Consider the following 17,164-nt stretch of genomic DNA (forward strand, 5'->3'; position numbering starts at 1 on the left):
GTGCACGTTGAAGCCGTGCGCGAACGCGAGCGAAGCGCCCTGCTTGATGTGCGGCTCGACGTCGTTCTTGTAGACGGACGCGATCTGCTCGTCGGGCAGCAGGATCATGACGACGTCGGCGGCCTTCACCGCATCGGCGATCTCGGCGACCTTCAGGCCGGCCTTCTCGGCCTTGGACCACGAGGCCCCGCCCTTGCGCAGGCCGACGGTGACCTTGACGCCGCTGTCGTTCAGGTTCTGCGCGTGCGCATGGCCTTGCGAGCCGTAGCCGATGATCGTGACGTTCTTGCCCTTCACCAGGCTCAGGTCAGCATCCTTGTCGTAATAAACCTTCATGGTCTTCTCCAGAAAAAAACAGGTCAGTCTTGCGGGGTGAATGGATTGATCGAGACGATCAGACGCGCAGGATGCGCTCGCCGCGACCGATCCCGCTGGTGCCGGTGCGCACGGTTTCCAGGATGGCGCTGCGGTCGATCGCCTCGATGAAGGCATCGAGCTTGGACGCATCGCCGGTGAGTTCAATGGTGTAGCTCTTTTCCGTGACGTCGATGATGCGGCCGCGGAAGATGTCGGCCATGCGCTTCATCTCTTCGCGTTCCTTGCCGACGGCGCGCACCTTGATGAGCATCAGCTCGCGTTCGGTGAAGGCGCCTTCGGTCAGGTCGACCACCTTGACCACCTCGATGAGGCGGTTCAGGTGCTTGGTGATCTGCTCGATCACCTCGTCGGAGCCGGTCGTCACGATGGTCATGCGCGACAGCGAGGCGTCTTCGGTCGGCGCGACCGTCAGGCTCTCGATGTTGTATCCGCGGGCGGAGAACAACGCGACGACGCGCGACAGCGCGCCCGGTTCGTTCTCGAGCAACAAGGCAATGATGTGTTTCATGGTCGTTGGAGCGCGCTCTTCAGCCCGGCGGCGGTAACCGACGGTCCTTGGCCACGCTGTGTCGATGATGGAAAGTTGAAACCCTCGATGGCCGAAGCGGCGATCGCGCATTCCACCGGCGGTCGACGGCGCGCGGTAACGCGCCGCCCTGGCCGGTGTTCAGCGCGTCACAGGTCTTCGGACCCCAGCAGCATCTCGCTGATGCCCTTGCCGGCCTGGACCATCGGCCAGACGTTCTCGGTCGGATCGGTGCGAATGTCGAGGAACACCGTCCGGTCCTTCAGCCGGATGGCCTCGCGCAGCGCCGGCTCCACGTCAGACGGCTTCTCGACCAGCAGGCCGACATGGCCATAGGCCTCGGCCAGCTTGACGAAATTGGGCAGCGCGTCCATGTAGCTGTGCGAGTAGCGGCCGCCGTAGTCGAGTTCCTGCCACTGCCGCACCATGCCGAGGTAGCGGTTGTTCAGCGACACGATCTTGACCGGCGTCTTGTACTGCAGGCAGGTCGACAGCTCCTGGATGCACATCTGGATCGAGCCTTCGCCGGTGATGCAGAACACATCCGCATCGGGCTTCGCGAGCTTGATGCCCATCGCGTACGGCAGCCCGACGCCCATCGTGCCCAGGCCGCCGGAATTGATCCAGCGGCGCGGCTCGTCGAACCGGTAGAACTGCGCGGCCCACATCTGGTGCTGGCCGACATCGGACGTGATGTAGGTGTCGCGATCCTTCGTCAGCTCCCAGAGCTTCTCGACGACGGACTGCGGCTTGATGACCTCGGTGCTGTGCTTGTACGACAGGCAGTCGCGCTTGCGCCACTCGTTGATCTGGGTCCACCAGGCCGACAGCGCCGGCGCGTCGGGACGGGCCTGGCCCTCGCGGATCTGGGCGATCAGCTCCTGCAGCACGTCCTTCACGTCGCCGACGATCGGGATGTCGACCTTGACGCGCTTCGAGATCGACGACGGATCGATGTCGATGTGGACGATCTTGCGCTCGACCGACGCGAAGTGCTTCGGGTTGCCGATGACGCGGTCGTCGAAGCGCGCACCGACGGCCAGCAGGACGTCGCAGTTCTGCATCGTCATGTTGGCTTCGTAGGTGCCGTGCATGCCGAGCATGCCGAGGAACTTCGGGTCGCTGGACGGGAACGAGCCCAGCCCCATCAGCGTGTTGGTGACCGGGTAGCCGAGCAGGTTGACCAGCTCGCGCAGTTCGGCCGACGCACTGCCCAGCACCACGCCGCCGCCGGTGTAGATATAAGGCCGCCTGGCCGCCAGCAGCAGTTGCACCGCCTTGCGGATCTGCCCGCCATGGCCCTTGCGGACCGGGTTGTACGAGCGCATCTCGACGCTCTGCGGGTAGTGGAACGGGGTCGTCTTCTGCGACACGTCCTTCGGGATGTCGACCACGACCGGGCCGGGACGGCCGGTGCGGGCGATGTGGAACGCCTTCTTGAGCGTCATCGCGAGGTCGCGCACGTCCTTCACGAGGAAGTTGTGCTTGACGATCGGCCGGGTGATGCCGACGGTGTCGCATTCCTGGAAGGCATCGAGGCCGATCGCCGGCGTCGGAACCTGCCCGGTGATGATCACCATCGGAATCGAATCCATGTAGGCGGTCGCGATGCCGGTGATGGCATTCGTGACGCCCGGCCCCGAGGTGACCAGCGCGACGCCGACATTGCCGGTGGCGCGGGCATAGCCGTCGGCCGCATGGACCGCCGCCTGTTCATGGCGGACCAGCACGTGCTCGATGGTGTCCTGCTTGTACAGCGCGTCGTAGATGTAGAGGACGGCGCCGCCAGGGTAGCCCCAAAGGAACTTGACGTTCTCGGCCTGGAGGCAGCGGACGAGGATTTCGGAGCCGTTCGGCTCGGCGGAGGGAGAGGAAGGGTGCGGTTGTGCCGAAGCGGCACGCTTGATTTCCGCGGCAGACATGTCCATGTTGAACCTTTGTGAATTTCTCTGACGAAAAACCATCGGTGCACCTTTCCCAGCCCTCGTGAGGCGGGTGTGGTACCTGCGCGGCCAGAAACTGCAACGCCCGCGGTCGGGCAGCTGAGTCAAGACCGAATGTTGTGCAACGGGCGATTATGGCACCGGTTTGCAGCGATCTCCGGCGAAAGGGACGCCCGGCCGGGTAGCGGTGAGATAATCCGCCCCGTTTTGGCAGGCTGCCCGGCCCGAGGCGCACCCCCCTTGGCATCTGAAAAAGAACTCTCCGATTTCCTCAAGAGCGTCGAGAAGCGTGCCTTCAAGCGCGCGGTGTACGCCGTGCGGGATGACGATGCGGCCCTCGACATCGTCCAGGATTCGATGATCCGGCTGGCCGAGAAATACTTCGACCGCCCTGCCGAGGAATTGCCGCTGGTGTTCCAGCGCATCCTGTCGAATGCGACGATGGACTGGTTCCGGCGCCAGAAGGTGCGCAATGCCGTCGTGCGGAATTTTTCCGAGTTCGAATCCGCCAGCGACGACGGGGATTTCGATTTGCTGGAAACTCTGGCGGTCCAGGACGACTCCACCGCCACTGAAAGCGCTGCCGATTCGGTGTCCCGGGCCCAGATCCTGCTGGCGATCGAAGCGCAGGTGGCCCAGCTTCCGACGCGTCAACGGGAAGCCTTTCTGCTGCGTTACTGGGAGGAACTCGATGTTGCCGAGACGGCCGCCGTGATGGGGTGCTCGGAAGGAAGCGTGAAGACCCATTGCTCGCGTGCCGTGCATGCGCTGGCCAACGCCCTCAAGTCGRAGGGGATCCAACTATGAACAGCCGCCAAAATTCCGCACCGCGCACCGCCGCCGAACTGGACGCCCTCCAGACCCGCTTCGCCCTTCGCCTGTCCGCCCGCCTGACCGAGCAATCCCAGGCCGTCTCCCCCGACATCTCCGAACGCCTGCGCTTCGCGCGCGAGCAGGCGCTCGAGCGTGCCCGCACGAAGCTGGTGGCCGAGACGGCCGGCTCGGTCTCCCGTTCCGGCCCGTCGCTTGCCCTGCTGGGCGGCTGGGGCGTCAAGATCGCCTCGGTGCTGCCGCTGGTCGTGCTGGCCGCCGGCCTGATCCTGATCCAGCGCTGGCACAGCAGCTCGCAGATTTCGGCCGCAGCTGAAATCGACGCCAGCTTGCTGTCCGACGACGTGCCGCCGGACGCCTACAGCGATCCCGGCTTCGTGGAATTCCTGAAGACCCCTCGCGATTGATCGGGGCGCTCGTGACTCGACGCCTCGACAAAGACCATGCCGCACCCGCGCTGCGCAGCCGCTTCGTGCCGCTGCTGGCCGGTGCGCTGCTGGCCTGCGCAGGCTTGGCGTGGTCGCAGCAAGCGCCCGCCGGAAACGGAAGCGGCCCCGCCTGGTCGACGCTGACGCCGGCGCAGCAGCACGCGCTGCGCCCGCTGGAGCGGGACTGGGCCGGCATCGATGCCCCACGCCGCCGCAAGTGGGTCGAGATCTCGGAGCGCTTCGCCACGCTGCCGCCGGCCGAGCAGGCACGCGTGCAGTCGCGGATGGCCGAGTGGGCCAAGCTGACGCCGAAGGAGCGCGCCGAGGCCCGGCTGAACTTCAAGGAAGCCCAGCAGGTCGCGCCGCAGGACCGCAAGTCCCAGTGGGAAGCCTACAAGGCCCTGCCGCCCGACCAGCGCAAGCAGCTGGCCGAACGCGCCGAGCACAAGCCCGCACCGGCCAAGGGCAACAAGGAACCTGACGGCAACGCATCCGACGCGAAGTCGAGCATCGTGCCGAACACCGCCTATGCCGCCCGCCCGAAGGCCGTGGCCCCCACCGTCGCGCAGGCGCAGCCGGGCGCGACGACCAACCTGATCTCCAAGCGCCCGACCCCGCCGACCCACCAGCAAACCGGCCTGCCGAAGATCGCGACGGCACCCGGGCTCGTCGACAGCGCCACCCTGCTGCCCAAGCGCGGACCGCAGGCCGCGGCGACCCGCTCGGTCCCCGCGTCGGCGCCTGCCAGCGGCAAGCCCCACCGATGAGTTCAACGCCGGCGCTGGCCGACGCGCCGCTGCGCGCGCCCAGCCTGAAGCGCCGCATGGCCTGCTTCGTCTACGAAGCGCTGATCCTGTTCGGCATCGGGCTGATCCCCGGCGCGATCGGCGCCCTCTTCGTCGCCGTCAGCGGCCGCGAGCACGGCGTGGAACTGCGCTACATCGCCTTCATCATCTACGGCCTGTACTTCACCTGGTTCTGGTCGCGCCGCGGCCAGACGCTGCCGATGCAGACCTGGCGCATCCGCGTCGTCACGGCCGACGGTGCGCCGCTCACAGCGTGGCGGGCGCTGGCCCGCTACCTCGCCAGCTGGGCCTGGATCGCGCCGGCCTGGGCCCTCGCGCGCCTGAACGGCTGGGCCGGCAAGGACCTGTTCGCGGCGATCGGCGTCGGCATCGCCGCCTATGCGCTGCTCGCGCTGCTGCACCCGCAGCGTCAGTTCTGGCACGACGCGCTGTGTGGCACCCGGCTGGTCGACGCACCGCCCTCGCCTCCTCCGGCCCGCCCGGCCTGACGCGCATCGGGCCGTCATCGGCTCAGGGCACAATCGCGGCCCATGACGAATCCCTACAAAGGACGCACCGGTCTGGAACGCGTGATCCGCGCCACCGGCTACTCCATCGAAGGCCTGAAAACGGCCTACCACGGCGAGAGCGCCTTCCGCCAGGAAACCTGGCTCGCCGTCTTCCTGCTGCCCGCCGCACTGTGGCTCGGCCGCACCTGGATCGAGACCGCGCTGCTGGCCGGATCGGTGCTGCTGGTGCTGATCGTCGAGCTGCTGAATTCCGGCATCGAGGCGGTGGTCGACCGGGTGTCGTTCGAGCTGCACGACCTCTCCAAGCGCGCCAAGGACCTGGCGAGCGCCGCCGTGTTCCTGTCGCTGATGCTGTGCGGCGGCATCTGGCTGGCCGCGCTGTGGCACCGCTTCATGCCATGAGCCCGACCCCGACCTCCCCCGCGACACCGTTCTCGGTCTGCGTCTACTGCGGATCGCGCACCGGCAACGACCCCGCGTACGAGGCTGCGGCCCGCCGCGTCGGCACGCTGATCGGCGAGCGCGGCTGGCGCCTGGTGTACGGCGGCGGCCGCGCCGGGCTGATGGGCGTGGTGGCCGAGGCAACGCTGGCTGCCGGCGGCACGGCGGTCGGCGTGATCCCGCATGCGCTGATGTCGCGCGAGCTGGGCCACGCCGGGCTGACCGAGCTGCACGTGGTCGACACGATGCACCAACGCAAGCAGATGATGGCCGAGCGCGCCGACGCCTTCCTCGCCTTGCCGGGCGGCATCGGCACCTTCGAGGAGCTGTTCGAGGTCTGGACCTGGCGCCAGCTCGGCTACCACGACCAGCCGATCGGCCTGCTCAACACGGCCGGCTACTACGACGACCTGCTGGCTTTCCTGGGCAAGACGGTGGAGCGCGGCTTCCTGTCGACGGCGCAGATGGACCTGCTGCAGGTGTCGGACGATGCGCCCACGCTGCTGGACCGCCTGGCCACGCTGGCCGGCGGCGCGCACCAGCCGGACGACTACACCGCGATCTGACCCCGCCATGAAGAAGGCCCGCACGCGGCGGGCCCTGTCTTGGTGCAGCGGGGGTTCAGACCGCCGCTTCGTCCGTCTCGCCGGTGCGGATGCGCACCACCTGCTCGACGGCCGTCACGAAGATCTTGCCGTCGCCGATCTTGCCGGTCTTGGCGGCCTTGACGATCGCATCGATGCAGCGGTCGACATCGCCATCCTTGACCACGACCTCCACCTTCACCTTCGGCAGGAAGTCGACGACGTACTCGGCGCCCCGGTACAGCTCGGTGTGCCCCTTCTGGCGGCCGAAACCCTTGACCTCGGTCACCGTCAGGCCGGTCACGCCGACATCGGCCAAGGCTTCGCGGACTTCCTCGAGCTTGAATGGCTTCACGATCGCGGTGATCTGTTTCATGTCGGTCTCCGGAGGGATGGAATCGACATAGTTTAAGCGCGGAACCTCGATGTGATGGGGTATCGCCAATCACGCCCGAACGCCCGATGGGTGATGCGGATGCCCACCGGCGACTGGCGGCGCTTGTACTCGTTGATCTTGATGAGCCGCGTGACCCGCTCGACGTCGGCCGCATCGAAGCCGGCCGCGACGATCTGCTCGATGCCCTGGTCGTCTTCCATGTAGCGCTGCAGGATCGCGTCGAGCACCTCGTAGGGCGGCAGGCTGTCCTGATCCTTCTGGTCGGGGCGCAGTTCGGCCGACGGCGGCCGCGTGATGATGCGCTGGGGAATCACCTCGCGGCCCTGTGCGTTCTTCCAGTTCGCGAGGCGGTAGACCAGCGTCTTCGCGACATCCTTGATCACCGCGAAGCCGCCCGCCATGTCGCCGTACAGCGTGCAGTAGCCGGTCGCCATCTCGCTCTTGTTGCCGGTGGTCAGCACGATCGAGCCGAACTTGTTCGACAAGGCCATCAGCAGCGTGCCGCGCACGCGCGCCTGGATGTTCTCCTCGGTCGCATCCTCGGCGCGGCCGGCGAACTCGGTGGCAAGGCTGGCGCGGAACGCCTCGAACATCGGCACGATCGAGATCTCGTCATAGCGCACCGACAGCCGCTCGGCCATGTCGCGCGCGTCGATCCACGAGATGTCGGCGGTGTACGGCGACGGCATCATCACCGCGCGCACCTTGTCGGCACCGAGCGCATCGACGGCGACCGCCAGCACCAGCGCCGAATCGATGCCGCCGCTGAGCCCGATCAGCACGCCCGGGAATCCGTTCTTGCCGACGTAGTCGCGCACGCCGGTGACGAGCGCGGCCCAGGCCTGTGCCTCCAGCGTGGGCACCGGCGCGATCGCGCCGGTCGGCCGGCCGGCCTCGAAATCCACCAGCGTGAGCGCCTCCTCGAACATCGGCGCACGTGCCGCGACGCGGCCCTGCGCATCGAGCGCGAACGACGCGCCGTCGAACACCACCTCGTCCTGCCCGCCGCTCAGGTGCGAATACAGCAGCGGCATGCCGGTGGCGCGCACCAGCGCCGCCATGCGCGCCTCGCGCTCCTCGAGCTTGCCGAGGTGGAACGGCGACGCGTTCAGCACGCACAGCACGTCGGCACCGGCGGCCTTCGCCCGCTGCGCCGGCTCGTCGAACCAGGCGTCCTCGCAGATGTTGATCCCGAAGCGCAAGCCGTCGACCTCGAACACCACCGGCTCGAGCCCGGCATCGCGGCCCGATGCGAAATAGCGGCGTTCGTCGAACACCTGGTAGTTGGGCAGCTCGCGCTTGCAATACGTGGCGACGACGCGTCCCCCGGTCAGCACCGAGGCCGCATTGAAGCGCTGCTGCACGGCCTGCGACTTCGACCTAACATCGCCGTGCTCACCCCATTGATGCGGATGCCCGACCACCACATGCAGACCTTCGAGCGGCGCCAGCGCCGCGGCGCACTCGGCCAGGGCATGCGCACAGGCCTGCATGAATGCCGGCCGCAGCAGCAGGTCTTCGGGTGGGTAGCCGCACAGGGCCAGCTCCGGCGTCAGCACCACCCTCGCCCCCTGCGCGTGTGCGCGTCGGGCGCTCTCGATGATCTGGCGTACGTTGCCGGCCAGGTCGCCGACCGTGGCGTTGATCTGCGCCAGCGCGACGCGAACCCTCGTGTTTGATGCCATAGACCAGCGAATATGCCTGCGGAAAAGAGCTCCAAAGATTATGTCATCCGGGTCGTCGGCGACCCCGGCGAGATCGACGCCGCGCAGTGGAACGCGCTGCTCGATGCGCAGCCGTCGGCCGCGCCGTTCATGCGCCATGAGTACCTGGCGGCGCTGCATGCCTCGGCCAGCGCGGTCGCCGAGACCGGCTGGATGCCGCAGTTCCTGCTGATCGAGGACGGCAGCTCGCTGATGGCCGCCTGCCCGCTGTACCTGAAGGACCATTCGTACGGCGAGTACGTGTTCGACTGGGCCTGGGCCGATGCCTACCAGCGCCACGGCCTGCGCTACTACCCGAAGCTGCTCGGCGCGGTGCCGTTCACGCCGGTGCCTGGCCCGCGGCTGATGGCGCGCGACGACGGCGCGCGCCGCGCGCTGCTGTCCGCGATGATGCGCATCGCGCACGACGCGAAGCTGTCGTCGGCCCACCTGCTGTTCCTCGACGCGCTTGACCAGCAGGCCGCGCGCGACATGGGCTGGATGATGCGCAGCACCGTGCAGTTCCACTGGGTCAACCGCGAGCCGCAGCCGTATGACGGGTTCGCCGATTTCCTGGCCAGCCTGCAGCGCGAGAAGCGCAAGAAGATCCAGCAGGAGCGCCGCCGCGTCGCCGAGGCCGGCGTCAGCTTCACGACGCATGCGGGCCGCGAGATCGACGACGAGCTGTGGGACTTCTTCTACCGCTGCTACGTGCGCACCTACCGCGCCCACCACTCCACGCCCTACCTCACGCGCGACTTCTTCGCCCGCATGGCGCGCACGATGCCGCAGAACTGGGTGCTGTTCGTCGCGTGGAAAGACGGCGTGCGCATCGCGGTGTCGCTGATCGGCGTCGATGCGGCGCGCGGTGTCGCCTACGGCCGCTACTGGGGCGCGACCGAGCACGTCTCCTGCCTGCACTTCGAGGCCTGCTACTACCAGCCGCTCGCGTGGTGCATCGAGCACGGTTTCCGCCGCTTCGAAGGCGGCGCGCAGGGCGAGCACAAGATGGCGCGCGGCCTGCTGCCGGTGCAGACCTGGTCGGCGCATTGGCTGGCGCACCCGCAGTTCGCCGAGGCAGTCGGCGATTTCCTCGCGCGCGAGGGCTCGGCGGTCGAGGGCTACCTGGATGAGCTGAACGAGCGCCTGCCGTTCAAGCAGGCGCCCATCGCTTCACCTGACTGATCCAGGCCGACTGATCAGGGCTTGAAGTCGCCCGCGAAGCCGCTGACGAACGCGTCCGGCTTCACATAGGTGCGCAGCGCGGCGTTCACCTGCTCCAGCGTCAGCTTCGACAAGGCGTCGTCGACGCGCGCCGACACGGCGAACGTGCGGCCCAGTTCCTCGTTGCTCGCGATGGCGCCGGCCAGGTTCCCGTCCTGCGCCCGCGACAGCCGGCGGAACGCCAGCAGCCCGCGCTGCCCTTCCGCCAGTTCCTGCGCCGTGAAGCCATCCTTCAGCGCACGCGCCACTTCTTCCTTGAAGGCCGCCTCGACCTTGGCCTGGTTCTGCGGCGCGAAGATCGCGCTCGCCTGCCATTCGGAATGCGGCTCCTGGTTGTTCCAGCTGATGCGGCTGCGCACGTCGTACGACAGGCCCTCGCTCTCGCGGATGCGCTTCCACAGCCGCGAGTTGCCGCCCGAGCCGAGCAGGTAGTTGGCCATCATCAGCGGCGGGTAGTCGGCATCGGTGTCCTGCAGCGGCACGCCCAGGCGCACCAGCATCGTCGCGTTCTGCTTGTCGGGCGTCGGCAGCACCACGCGCTGCGGCGGGATCGGCACCAGCGGCTGCAGCACGCGCGCATACGGCTCGGCGTTCTGCCAGCCRGCGAACGCGGCCTGCAGCGCTGCCTTCACCGCCGGCACATCCATGTCGCCGGCCGCGCCGAACTCACCGTGCGCCGCGCTGTAGAAGCGCTGGTGGAAGGCCTGCACCTGCGCGAGCGTCAGGCCGTTCACGTCCTGCACCATCTCGTCGAAGCTGCGCACGTAGCGCACGTCGCCACGCGGGTACGGGTTGCCGATGCGGCCGAGCGCGTTGTCGACCACGCTCTCCGGCTCCTTGCGCTGCTGCTCGATCGCGGCCAGCGTCTGGCGCTTCAGCTCGTCCAGCGCGTCGGCCGGCAGGCTGGCGTTGCGCAGCAGGTCGGCGACCAGCGCGATCGCCTGCGGCAGCGTCTCGCGGCGTGACAGCAGGTTGACGCTCACGCGCCCTGGCCCGCCGCTGATGCTCATTTCGGTCTTCAGTTCGTCGAGCCGGTCCTGCACCTGCTGGCGGGYCAGCGTCTTCGTGCCCTTGTCGAGCAGCGCGGCGGTGACGTCGGGCACGTCGTTCAGGCCGGCCAGGCTCTTCTCGGTGCCGAAGTGCAGCGTCAGCGTCGCATGCACGGTGCCGCCGCGCGAGGCCTTGGGCAGCAGCGCCGCCTTGACGCCGCCGACCTGGAAGCGCTGGGTGCGCTGGTCGATGTTGGCCGGCGAGCTGTCGAAGGCCTCGGCGGTGGCCTGGGCCTGCTGCGGCTTGAAGCCCTTCAGCTCGGCCGCGACGTCGACCTTGGCCGGCGCCGGCGGGCGCTGCGGCTTGTCGGTGGGCAGGTAGATGCCCAGCGTGCGGTTCGACGCGATGAAGCGCTGGTCGGCCACGCGCTGCACGTCGGCCAGCTTCAGGTCACGCACGCGATCGCGCAGCAGGAAGAACAGCCGCCAGTCGCCCTGGGCCACCGATTCGCTGAGCGAGACGCCCACCGTCTCGGGGTTCGTGAACGCCTGTTCCCAGGCCTTCAGCCACTTGCCCTGGGCACGCTTGAATTCCTCGTCGGTGACGGGCTCGCTCGCGGTCGATTCGACGGTGGCCAGCAGCGCTTCGCGCGCCGGCTCGACCGCCTGGCCCGGTGCCAGCTGCGCGCCGAACAGCGTGAAGCCCGGCTCGGCCAGCGCCTGCGCGAAGCCGAAGGTGCTGGCGGCCAGCTGCTTCTCGGTCAGGCGCTTGTGCAGGCGGCCGGAGGGGGTGTCGCCCATYACCAGATCGAGCACCTCGATGGCCGGGTAGTCGGGGTGCGCCGCTGGCGGCACGTGGTAGGCCGCGAAGATCTGCGGCGTGCCGCCCGAACGCCGCAGCGTGACGCTGCGCTCGCCGTCCTGCGCCGGGTCGAGCGTGTACTGCACCGGCAGCTTGCGCGTGGGCTTGCGGATCTTGCCGAACGCGTCGCCGACCCAGCGCAGCACCTTGGCCGGCTCGAACTTGCCCGAGACGATCAGGGTCGCGTTGTCGGGCTGGTAGTACTGGCGGTAGAAGGCCTGCAGGCGCGGGATGTCGACGTTCTCGACGTCGGCGCGCGCGCCGATGGTGTCCTTGCCGTAGTTGTGCCACTCGTACATCGTGGCGACGGTCTTCTGCAGCAGGATGCGGTCGGGGCTGTTCTCGCCCATCTCCATCTCGTTGCGCACCACCGTCATCTCGGTGTCGAGGTCGCGGCGGGCGATGAAGCTGTTGACCATCGCATCGGCCTGCCAGTCCAGGTACCAGCGCAGGTTCTCGTCGTTGGCCGAGAAGCTCGCGAAGTAGTTGGTGCGGTCGAACCAGGTGCTGCCGTTGGCAGCCAGCCCACGCTTGGTGAACTCGGCCCACACGGTGCGGTGCTTCGGCGTGCCCTTGAACAGCAGGTGCTCCAGCAGATGGGCCATGCCGGTCTCGCCGTAGTTCTCCATCCGCGAGCCGACGTGGTAGGTCATGTTGACCGTGGTGGTCGGCTTGGAGTCGTCGGGGATCAGCAGCAGCTGCAGGCCGTTGGCGAGGCGGTACTCGGTGATGCCTTCGACCGTCTGGACCTTGTTGACACCGGCCGGCAGGGCCTGTGCGGAAGCGGTCTGCACCAGCAGAGTGCCGGCAACGATGAGAACGGCGGGCAGGAGACGTTTCAGCATGGGGCGGGGGAATCCGAAGCGAAGGGCGCAGTGTAGAGCGCTGTCCTTCGCCGAGGTTCCGCCAACAAAAAGAGGAGCCCGCGGCTCCCCTTCTCTGCATGTCCGTTCGTGACGGCGGGTGACTCAGCCCTTCGCGGCGGCAGCCTTCTGGTACGCAGCCAGCCCGCTGCTGATCTCGGCTTTGGCCGATTCCGGACCTTCCCAGCCGGTCACCTTGACCCACTTGCCGGCCTCGAGGTCCTTGTAGTGCTCGAAGAAATGCTGGATCGCCTTCAGGCGCATCTGGTTGATGTCTTCGGGCTTCTGCCAGTGCGTGTAGATCGGCAGCACCTTGTCGATCGGCACCGCGAGCAGCTTGCTGTCGCCACCGGCCTCGTCTTCCATCTTCAGCACGCCAATCGGGCGGCAGGTGACGACGACGCCCGGCGACAGCGGGAACGGCGTGATCACGAGCACGTCGACCGGGTCGCCGTCGTCGGACAGCGTCTGCGGCACGTAGCCGTAGTTGCAGGGGTAGTGCATCGCGGTCGTCATGAAGCGGTCGACGAACAGCGCGCCGCTTTCCTTGTCGACCTCGTACTTGATCGGGTCGGCGTTCATCGGGATCTCGATGATCACGTTGAACTGCTCGGGCGCCTTGGCGCCGGGGGGGACTTTGTGCAGGCTCATGAAGTTCTCTTGATGAAGAGGCAGGGATCGCGAGGGATAACCCGCATTTTAGCTGCGCGCCCTGCCCGCGCCTTGCGCGAGGCTGACGACGCGGTCCGCTGGAAAACACCATGACGGGTTTCGTTGCCTTCAAGGCGGGTCATCCCGTAGCATGCGCCGCAGACCCGTCAGGGCTCACGTGAGTACCTTCGTGCTGCGCACTCCGGTGTTCGCCCTTGGGGCGGCCCGGCGGGCTCACGCGGCCCTGTGCAGTCGGGCACGACTCTCGATTCCGATCATCAACGAACGAACGAGGAAGGAGACCTGATGTCCACGAACTTGGCGCTGTACTTTGCGCTGGCCTGCGGGATTGCCGCAGTGGTGTACGGTTTCGTGCAACGAAGCTGGATCCTGAGCCGCGACGCGGGCAACCCCCGCATGCAGGAGATCGCGGCGGCGATCCAGCAAGGCGCTGCCGCCTACCTGGCCCGCCAATACAAGACCATCGCCATCGTGGGCGTGGTGCTCGCGATCCTGATCGCCATCTTCCTGCCCCTCACGACGGCAGTCGGCTTCGTGCTCGGCGCGCTGCTGTCGGGCGCATGCGGCTTCATCGGCATGAACGTGTCGGTGAAGGCCAACGTGCGCACCGCGCAGGCCGCCACGCAGGGCATGGCGCCGGCGCTCGACGTCGCGTTCAAGGGCGGCGCGATCACCGGCATGCTGGTCGTGGGCCTGGGCCTGCTGGGCGTCACGATCTTCTTCCTGTTCATCACCGGCAACGGCACGGCCGCGCCGGAGAACCTGTCGGCGGTGCTGAAGCCGCTGCTCGGCTTCGCGTTCGGCGCGTCGCTGATCTCGATCTTCGCGCGGCTGGGCGGCGGCATCTTCACGAAGGGCGCCGACGTCGGTGCCGACCTGGTCGGCAAGGTCGAGGCCGGCATCCCCGAGGACGACCCGCGCAACCCCGCGGTGATCGCCGACAACGTGGGCGACAACGTCGGCGACTGCGCCGGTATGGCCGCCGACCTGTTCGAGACCTACGCCGTCACGCTGATCGCGACGATGGCGCTCGGCGCGCTGATGGTCACGCAGGCGCCGATGCAGGCGGTGATCTACCCGCTGGTGCTGGGCGGCTTCTCGATCATCGCGTCGATCATCGGCTGCAGCGTCGTGAAGGCGACGCCCGGCATGAAGAACGTGATGCCGGCGCTGTACAAGGGCCTGATCGTCGCCGGGCTGATCTCGCTGGTCGGCTTCTTCTTCATCACGAAGTACGCGATCCCCGACGATGCGCTCGGCGCGGGCACGCAGATGCGGCTGTTCGGCGCCTGCGTCGTCGGCCTCGCGCTGACGGCCGCGATGGTGTGGATCACCGAGTACTACACCGGCACCGACTACAAGCCGGTGCAGCATGTCGCGCAGGCCTCGACCACCGGGCACGGCACCAACATCATCGCGGGCCTGGGCGTGTCGATGCGCTCGACCGCGTGGCCGGTGATCTTCGTGTGCATCGCGATCCTGGTGTCGTACCAGCTGGCCGGGCTGTACGGCATCGCGATCGCCGCGACCTCGATGCTCAGCATGGCCGGCATCATCGTCGCGCTCGACGCCTACGGGCCGATCACCGACAACGCCGGCGGCATCGCCGAGATGGCCGGCCTGCCTGACAGCGTGCGCGACATCACCGACCCGCTCGATGCGGTGGGCAACACCACGAAGGCTGTCACGAAGGGCTACGCGATCGGCTCGGCGGGCCTGGCGGCACTGGTGCTGTTCGCCGACTACACGCATGCGCTGGCGGCGCGCGGCATGACGGTCAGCTTCGACCTGTCGGAGCCGCGCGTGATCGTCGGCCTGTTCATCGGCGGGCTGATCCCGTACCTGTTCGGCGCGATGGCGATGGAAGCCGTCGGCCGCGCGGCCGGCGCGGTGGTCGAGGAGGTGCGCCGCCAGTTCCGCGACATCAAGGGGATCATGGACGGCAGCGGCAAGCCCGAGTACGGCCGCGCCGTCGACATGCTGACCACCGCGGCGATCAAGGAAATGATCATCCCGAGCCTGCTGCCGGTGGTCGTGCCGATCGCGGTCGGCATGCTGCTCGGCCCGGCCGCGCTCGGCGGGTTGCTGATGGGCACCATCGTCACCGGCCTGTTCGTCGCGATCTCGATGTGCACCGGCGGCGGCGCCTGGGACAACGCGAAGAAGTACATCGAGGACGGCCACCACGGCGGCAAGGGCTCGGACGCGCACAAGGCGGCCGTCACCGGCGACACCGTCGGCGACCCCTACAAGGACACGGCCGGCCCGGCGGTGAACCCGCTGATCAAGATCATCAACATCGTCGCGCTGTTGATCGTGCCGCTGCTGCCGGCCGGCATGGCGGCGAGCACCGCGGATGCGCTGCAGCACGGCGCGCCGACGACGATGTCGGCCAGCGCGCCGGCCACAGGCTCAGCCAGCGCTCCGGCAGCGGCCGAGGCGGCGGCACCGGCAGCTTCCGCGGCCAGCCAATGACGCGCAGCTCAGGCGCCGGACGGTGCGGTTTTCGCCCACCGACGCGTACGGAATCGCCTGCGCTGCAAAGGGGATCTGCTCCTACGCGAAGCTCGGAAGGCGCCGATGGCGGACGCGGCGGCGCGGTCCGAACATCGTCCGCGTTCTCAGCAGTCCGACCCCTTGCACCCATGCGCAGCCGCCTGATCACCGATGGTCTCCACCCCCTGGAAGACGAAGCCCTGATGAACGCCCTCGACACCATCGACGCGACAAGCCGACCCGATGGCGTGCAGATGGTCTTCGGCGTCGAGGACAGCAATCACCGCGTCTACCGGTTGATCGAGACCTCCAGCCTGCTCGAAGCAGTGCGCGTCATCGGCGCGATCCGCGAGCTCGGGCTGAGCGGCGCACCCGGGCGCAGGGAACACGGCGTGCTGCTGCAGCGGGTGTTCGTCCGCGCGGCGAGGCATGTGGAGGGACCGGAAAAGCACAAAGCCCACTGAGCTTCAACTTGAGTTAGACCTCAAGTCAGACCTCAGTGGGCTTTTTCCGTGCTGGTTAGTGGGACCTAACCGTTCTAGCTGGCTATCTATGGTCGGGGTGGCGGGATTCGAACTCGCGACCCCTTGCACCCCATGCAAGTGCGCTACCAGGCTGCGCTACACCCCGACGTAAGCCGCGCAGTATAGCGTGGAAATCCGGCGGTTCCGGTCAGGCAACAAGCCCTCAAGCAACCAGCAGGTGGCGGATCGAGATCAGCTCTTCGCGCATCTGCGTCATCGACACCTCGTCGACGATAACGACCGGTTGCGGAATGGGTGCGTCCTCGGGGGCAGCATCGAGCGGCAACTCGGAATCGGGGCCGGCTGCATCGAGCTCGGCATCCGGTTCGCCGTCGAACTCTGCATCGTGAGCGTCCGGCGCGCCGGACGATGCCGACGACGACGAAGCCCGCGAATGGACCAGCTCGGTGAGCCGGTTGCGGGCCCCGCTGATCGTGAAGCCCTGCTCGTACAGCAGCTCGCGGATGCGCCGGATCAGCAGCACCTCGTGATGCTGGTAGTAACGCCGGTTGCCGCGGCGCTTCATCGGCTTGAGCTGCGTGAACTCTTGCTCCCAATAGCGCAGCACGTACGGCTTCACGCCGCACAAATCGCTGACCTCACCAATGGTGAAGTAGCGTTTGGCAGGGATGGCGGGAAGCGCTTTCTCCATTGAAATCAAGGAGTTCGAGAGAGAAAGCTAAGACTTTACTCGAAGTCGTCACCCGCCGGTATGTCGCCCTGCACAACTCCCTTCAGTTTGTGACTGGCGTGAAAAGTTACAACATTCCGCGCCTTGATCGGTATCGATTCCCCGGTCCGGGGGTTGCGCCCCGGCCGCGGCGCCTTGCGCCGGATGTTGAAATTACCGAATCCCGACAGCTTCACGTCCTCGCCCTTCACCAGCGTGCCGTGGATGATGTCGAAAAAAGCCTCGACCATGTCCTTCGATTCGCGCTTGTTCAGGCCCAGCCGCTCGAACAGCAGCTCGGCCAGTTCGGCCTTGGTG

The 17,164-nt window shown here is 67.5% G+C and carries 18 protein-coding genes and 1 tRNA gene; 9 read left to right on the forward strand and 10 right to left on the reverse strand.

The annotated features are described in order from the left end of the window. The 3 genes from AC1D1T_RS20085 to AC1D1T_RS20095 all read right to left on the reverse strand — a co-directional run. A partial coding sequence (locus tag AC1D1T_RS20085; protein ID WP_477992372.1) for an NAD(P)-dependent oxidoreductase occupies positions 1-336 on the reverse strand: 336 nt, incomplete at its 3' end. 58 nt (positions 337-394) lie between these two features. Continuing rightward, positions 395-886 carry an acetolactate synthase small subunit gene (ilvN, locus tag AC1D1T_RS20090; RefSeq protein WP_047511839.1) on the reverse strand — a complete coding sequence of 164 codons (492 nt, stop codon included), beginning with the start codon at positions 884-886 and terminating at the stop codon, positions 395-397. 167 nt (positions 887-1,053) lie between these two features. Then, positions 1,054-2,832: an acetolactate synthase 3 catalytic subunit gene (locus tag AC1D1T_RS20095; RefSeq protein WP_477992373.1), complete on the reverse strand. Its 1,779-nt coding sequence runs from the start codon at positions 2,830-2,832 to the stop codon at positions 1,054-1,056. 255 nt (positions 2,833-3,087) lie between these two features. On the opposite strand from AC1D1T_RS20095, the gene AC1D1T_RS20100 reads away from it, so the two are divergent. Genes AC1D1T_RS20100 through AC1D1T_RS20125 form a run of 6 tightly spaced genes read left to right on the forward strand, consistent with a single transcriptional unit; the run spans position 3,088 to position 6,428 of the window. Continuing rightward, positions 3,088-3,654, forward strand: a complete 567-nt coding sequence (locus AC1D1T_RS20100) for an RNA polymerase sigma factor (RefSeq protein WP_477992374.1) — start codon at positions 3,088-3,090, stop codon at positions 3,652-3,654. Beyond that, the gene (locus AC1D1T_RS20105) at positions 3,651-4,085 is read left to right on the forward strand and encodes a DUF3619 family protein (protein WP_465112486.1); all 435 of its coding nucleotides are present in this window, start codon (positions 3,651-3,653) and stop codon (positions 4,083-4,085) included. Before AC1D1T_RS20100 ends, AC1D1T_RS20105 begins: the two co-directional genes overlap by 4 nt. An 11-nt stretch (positions 4,086-4,096) precedes the next feature. Continuing rightward, positions 4,097-4,873: a DUF3106 domain-containing protein gene (locus AC1D1T_RS20110; protein WP_156155152.1), complete on the forward strand. Its 777-nt coding sequence runs from the start codon at positions 4,097-4,099 to the stop codon at positions 4,871-4,873. Continuing rightward, positions 4,870-5,400: an RDD family protein gene (locus AC1D1T_RS20115; RefSeq protein ID WP_465112485.1), complete on the forward strand. Its 531-nt coding sequence runs from the start codon at positions 4,870-4,872 to the stop codon at positions 5,398-5,400. Before AC1D1T_RS20110 ends, AC1D1T_RS20115 begins: the two co-directional genes overlap by 4 nt. Before the next feature lie 42 nt (positions 5,401-5,442). After that, entirely contained in the window at positions 5,443-5,823 is a 381-nt protein-coding gene (locus AC1D1T_RS20120; RefSeq protein ID WP_047511825.1) for a diacylglycerol kinase, read from the forward strand. Next, complete coding sequence (locus AC1D1T_RS20125; protein WP_477828079.1) at positions 5,820-6,428, forward strand: LOG family protein; 609 nt, start codon at positions 5,820-5,822, stop codon at positions 6,426-6,428. Before AC1D1T_RS20120 ends, AC1D1T_RS20125 begins: the two co-directional genes overlap by 4 nt. A 55-nt stretch (positions 6,429-6,483) precedes the next feature. Here AC1D1T_RS20125 and AC1D1T_RS20130 read toward each other — a convergent pair whose 3' ends face one another. Beyond that, positions 6,484-6,822, reverse strand: coding sequence for a P-II family nitrogen regulator (locus AC1D1T_RS20130; RefSeq protein WP_047511820.1), 339 nt, complete (start codon positions 6,820-6,822; stop codon positions 6,484-6,486). 32 nt (positions 6,823-6,854) lie between these two features. Then, positions 6,855-8,528 carry an NAD+ synthase gene (locus AC1D1T_RS20135; protein ID WP_477828078.1) on the reverse strand — a complete coding sequence of 558 codons (1,674 nt, stop codon included), beginning with the start codon at positions 8,526-8,528 and terminating at the stop codon, positions 6,855-6,857. Positions 8,529-8,540: 12 nt separating this feature from the next. On the opposite strand from AC1D1T_RS20135, the gene AC1D1T_RS20140 reads away from it, so the two are divergent. Further along, a complete protein-coding gene (locus AC1D1T_RS20140) occupies positions 8,541-9,731 on the forward strand; it encodes a GNAT family N-acetyltransferase (RefSeq protein ID WP_477845171.1) in 1,191 nt (396 codons plus the stop codon). 14 nt (positions 9,732-9,745) lie between these two features. On the opposite strand, the gene AC1D1T_RS20145 is transcribed toward AC1D1T_RS20140, so the two are convergent. Beyond that, positions 9,746-12,466: a M16 family metallopeptidase gene (locus AC1D1T_RS20145; protein ID WP_477992375.1), complete on the reverse strand. Its 2,721-nt coding sequence runs from the start codon at positions 12,464-12,466 to the stop codon at positions 9,746-9,748. Between the two features lie 123 nt (positions 12,467-12,589). After that, a complete protein-coding gene (gene ppa / locus AC1D1T_RS20150) occupies positions 12,590-13,135 on the reverse strand; it encodes an inorganic diphosphatase (protein WP_047511809.1) in 546 nt (181 codons plus the stop codon). 306 nt (positions 13,136-13,441) lie between these two features. On the opposite strand from ppa, the gene AC1D1T_RS20155 reads away from it, so the two are divergent. Further along, positions 13,442-15,631, forward strand: coding sequence for a sodium-translocating pyrophosphatase (locus tag AC1D1T_RS20155; protein WP_477992376.1), 2,190 nt, complete (start codon positions 13,442-13,444; stop codon positions 15,629-15,631). 170 nt (positions 15,632-15,801) lie between these two features. Then, positions 15,802-16,116 carry a hypothetical protein gene (locus tag AC1D1T_RS20160; RefSeq protein ID WP_477829537.1) on the forward strand — a complete coding sequence of 105 codons (315 nt, stop codon included), beginning with the start codon at positions 15,802-15,804 and terminating at the stop codon, positions 16,114-16,116. Between the two features lie 89 nt (positions 16,117-16,205). On the opposite strand, the gene AC1D1T_RS20165 is transcribed toward AC1D1T_RS20160, so the two are convergent. The 3 genes from AC1D1T_RS20165 to AC1D1T_RS20175 all read right to left on the reverse strand — a co-directional run. After that, positions 16,206-16,282 (reverse strand) — tRNA-Pro (locus AC1D1T_RS20165). Between the two features lie 57 nt (positions 16,283-16,339). Next, positions 16,340-16,828, reverse strand: coding sequence for a MerR family transcriptional regulator (locus AC1D1T_RS20170; protein ID WP_047511801.1), 489 nt, complete (start codon positions 16,826-16,828; stop codon positions 16,340-16,342). Positions 16,829-16,863: 35 nt separating this feature from the next. Continuing rightward, positions 16,864-17,164 (reverse strand): integration host factor subunit alpha (locus AC1D1T_RS20175; RefSeq protein ID WP_477992377.1); only part of this gene is annotated, 301 nt, incomplete at its 5' end.

This window comes from Rhizobacter sp. P2_H3, assembly GCF_056403355.1.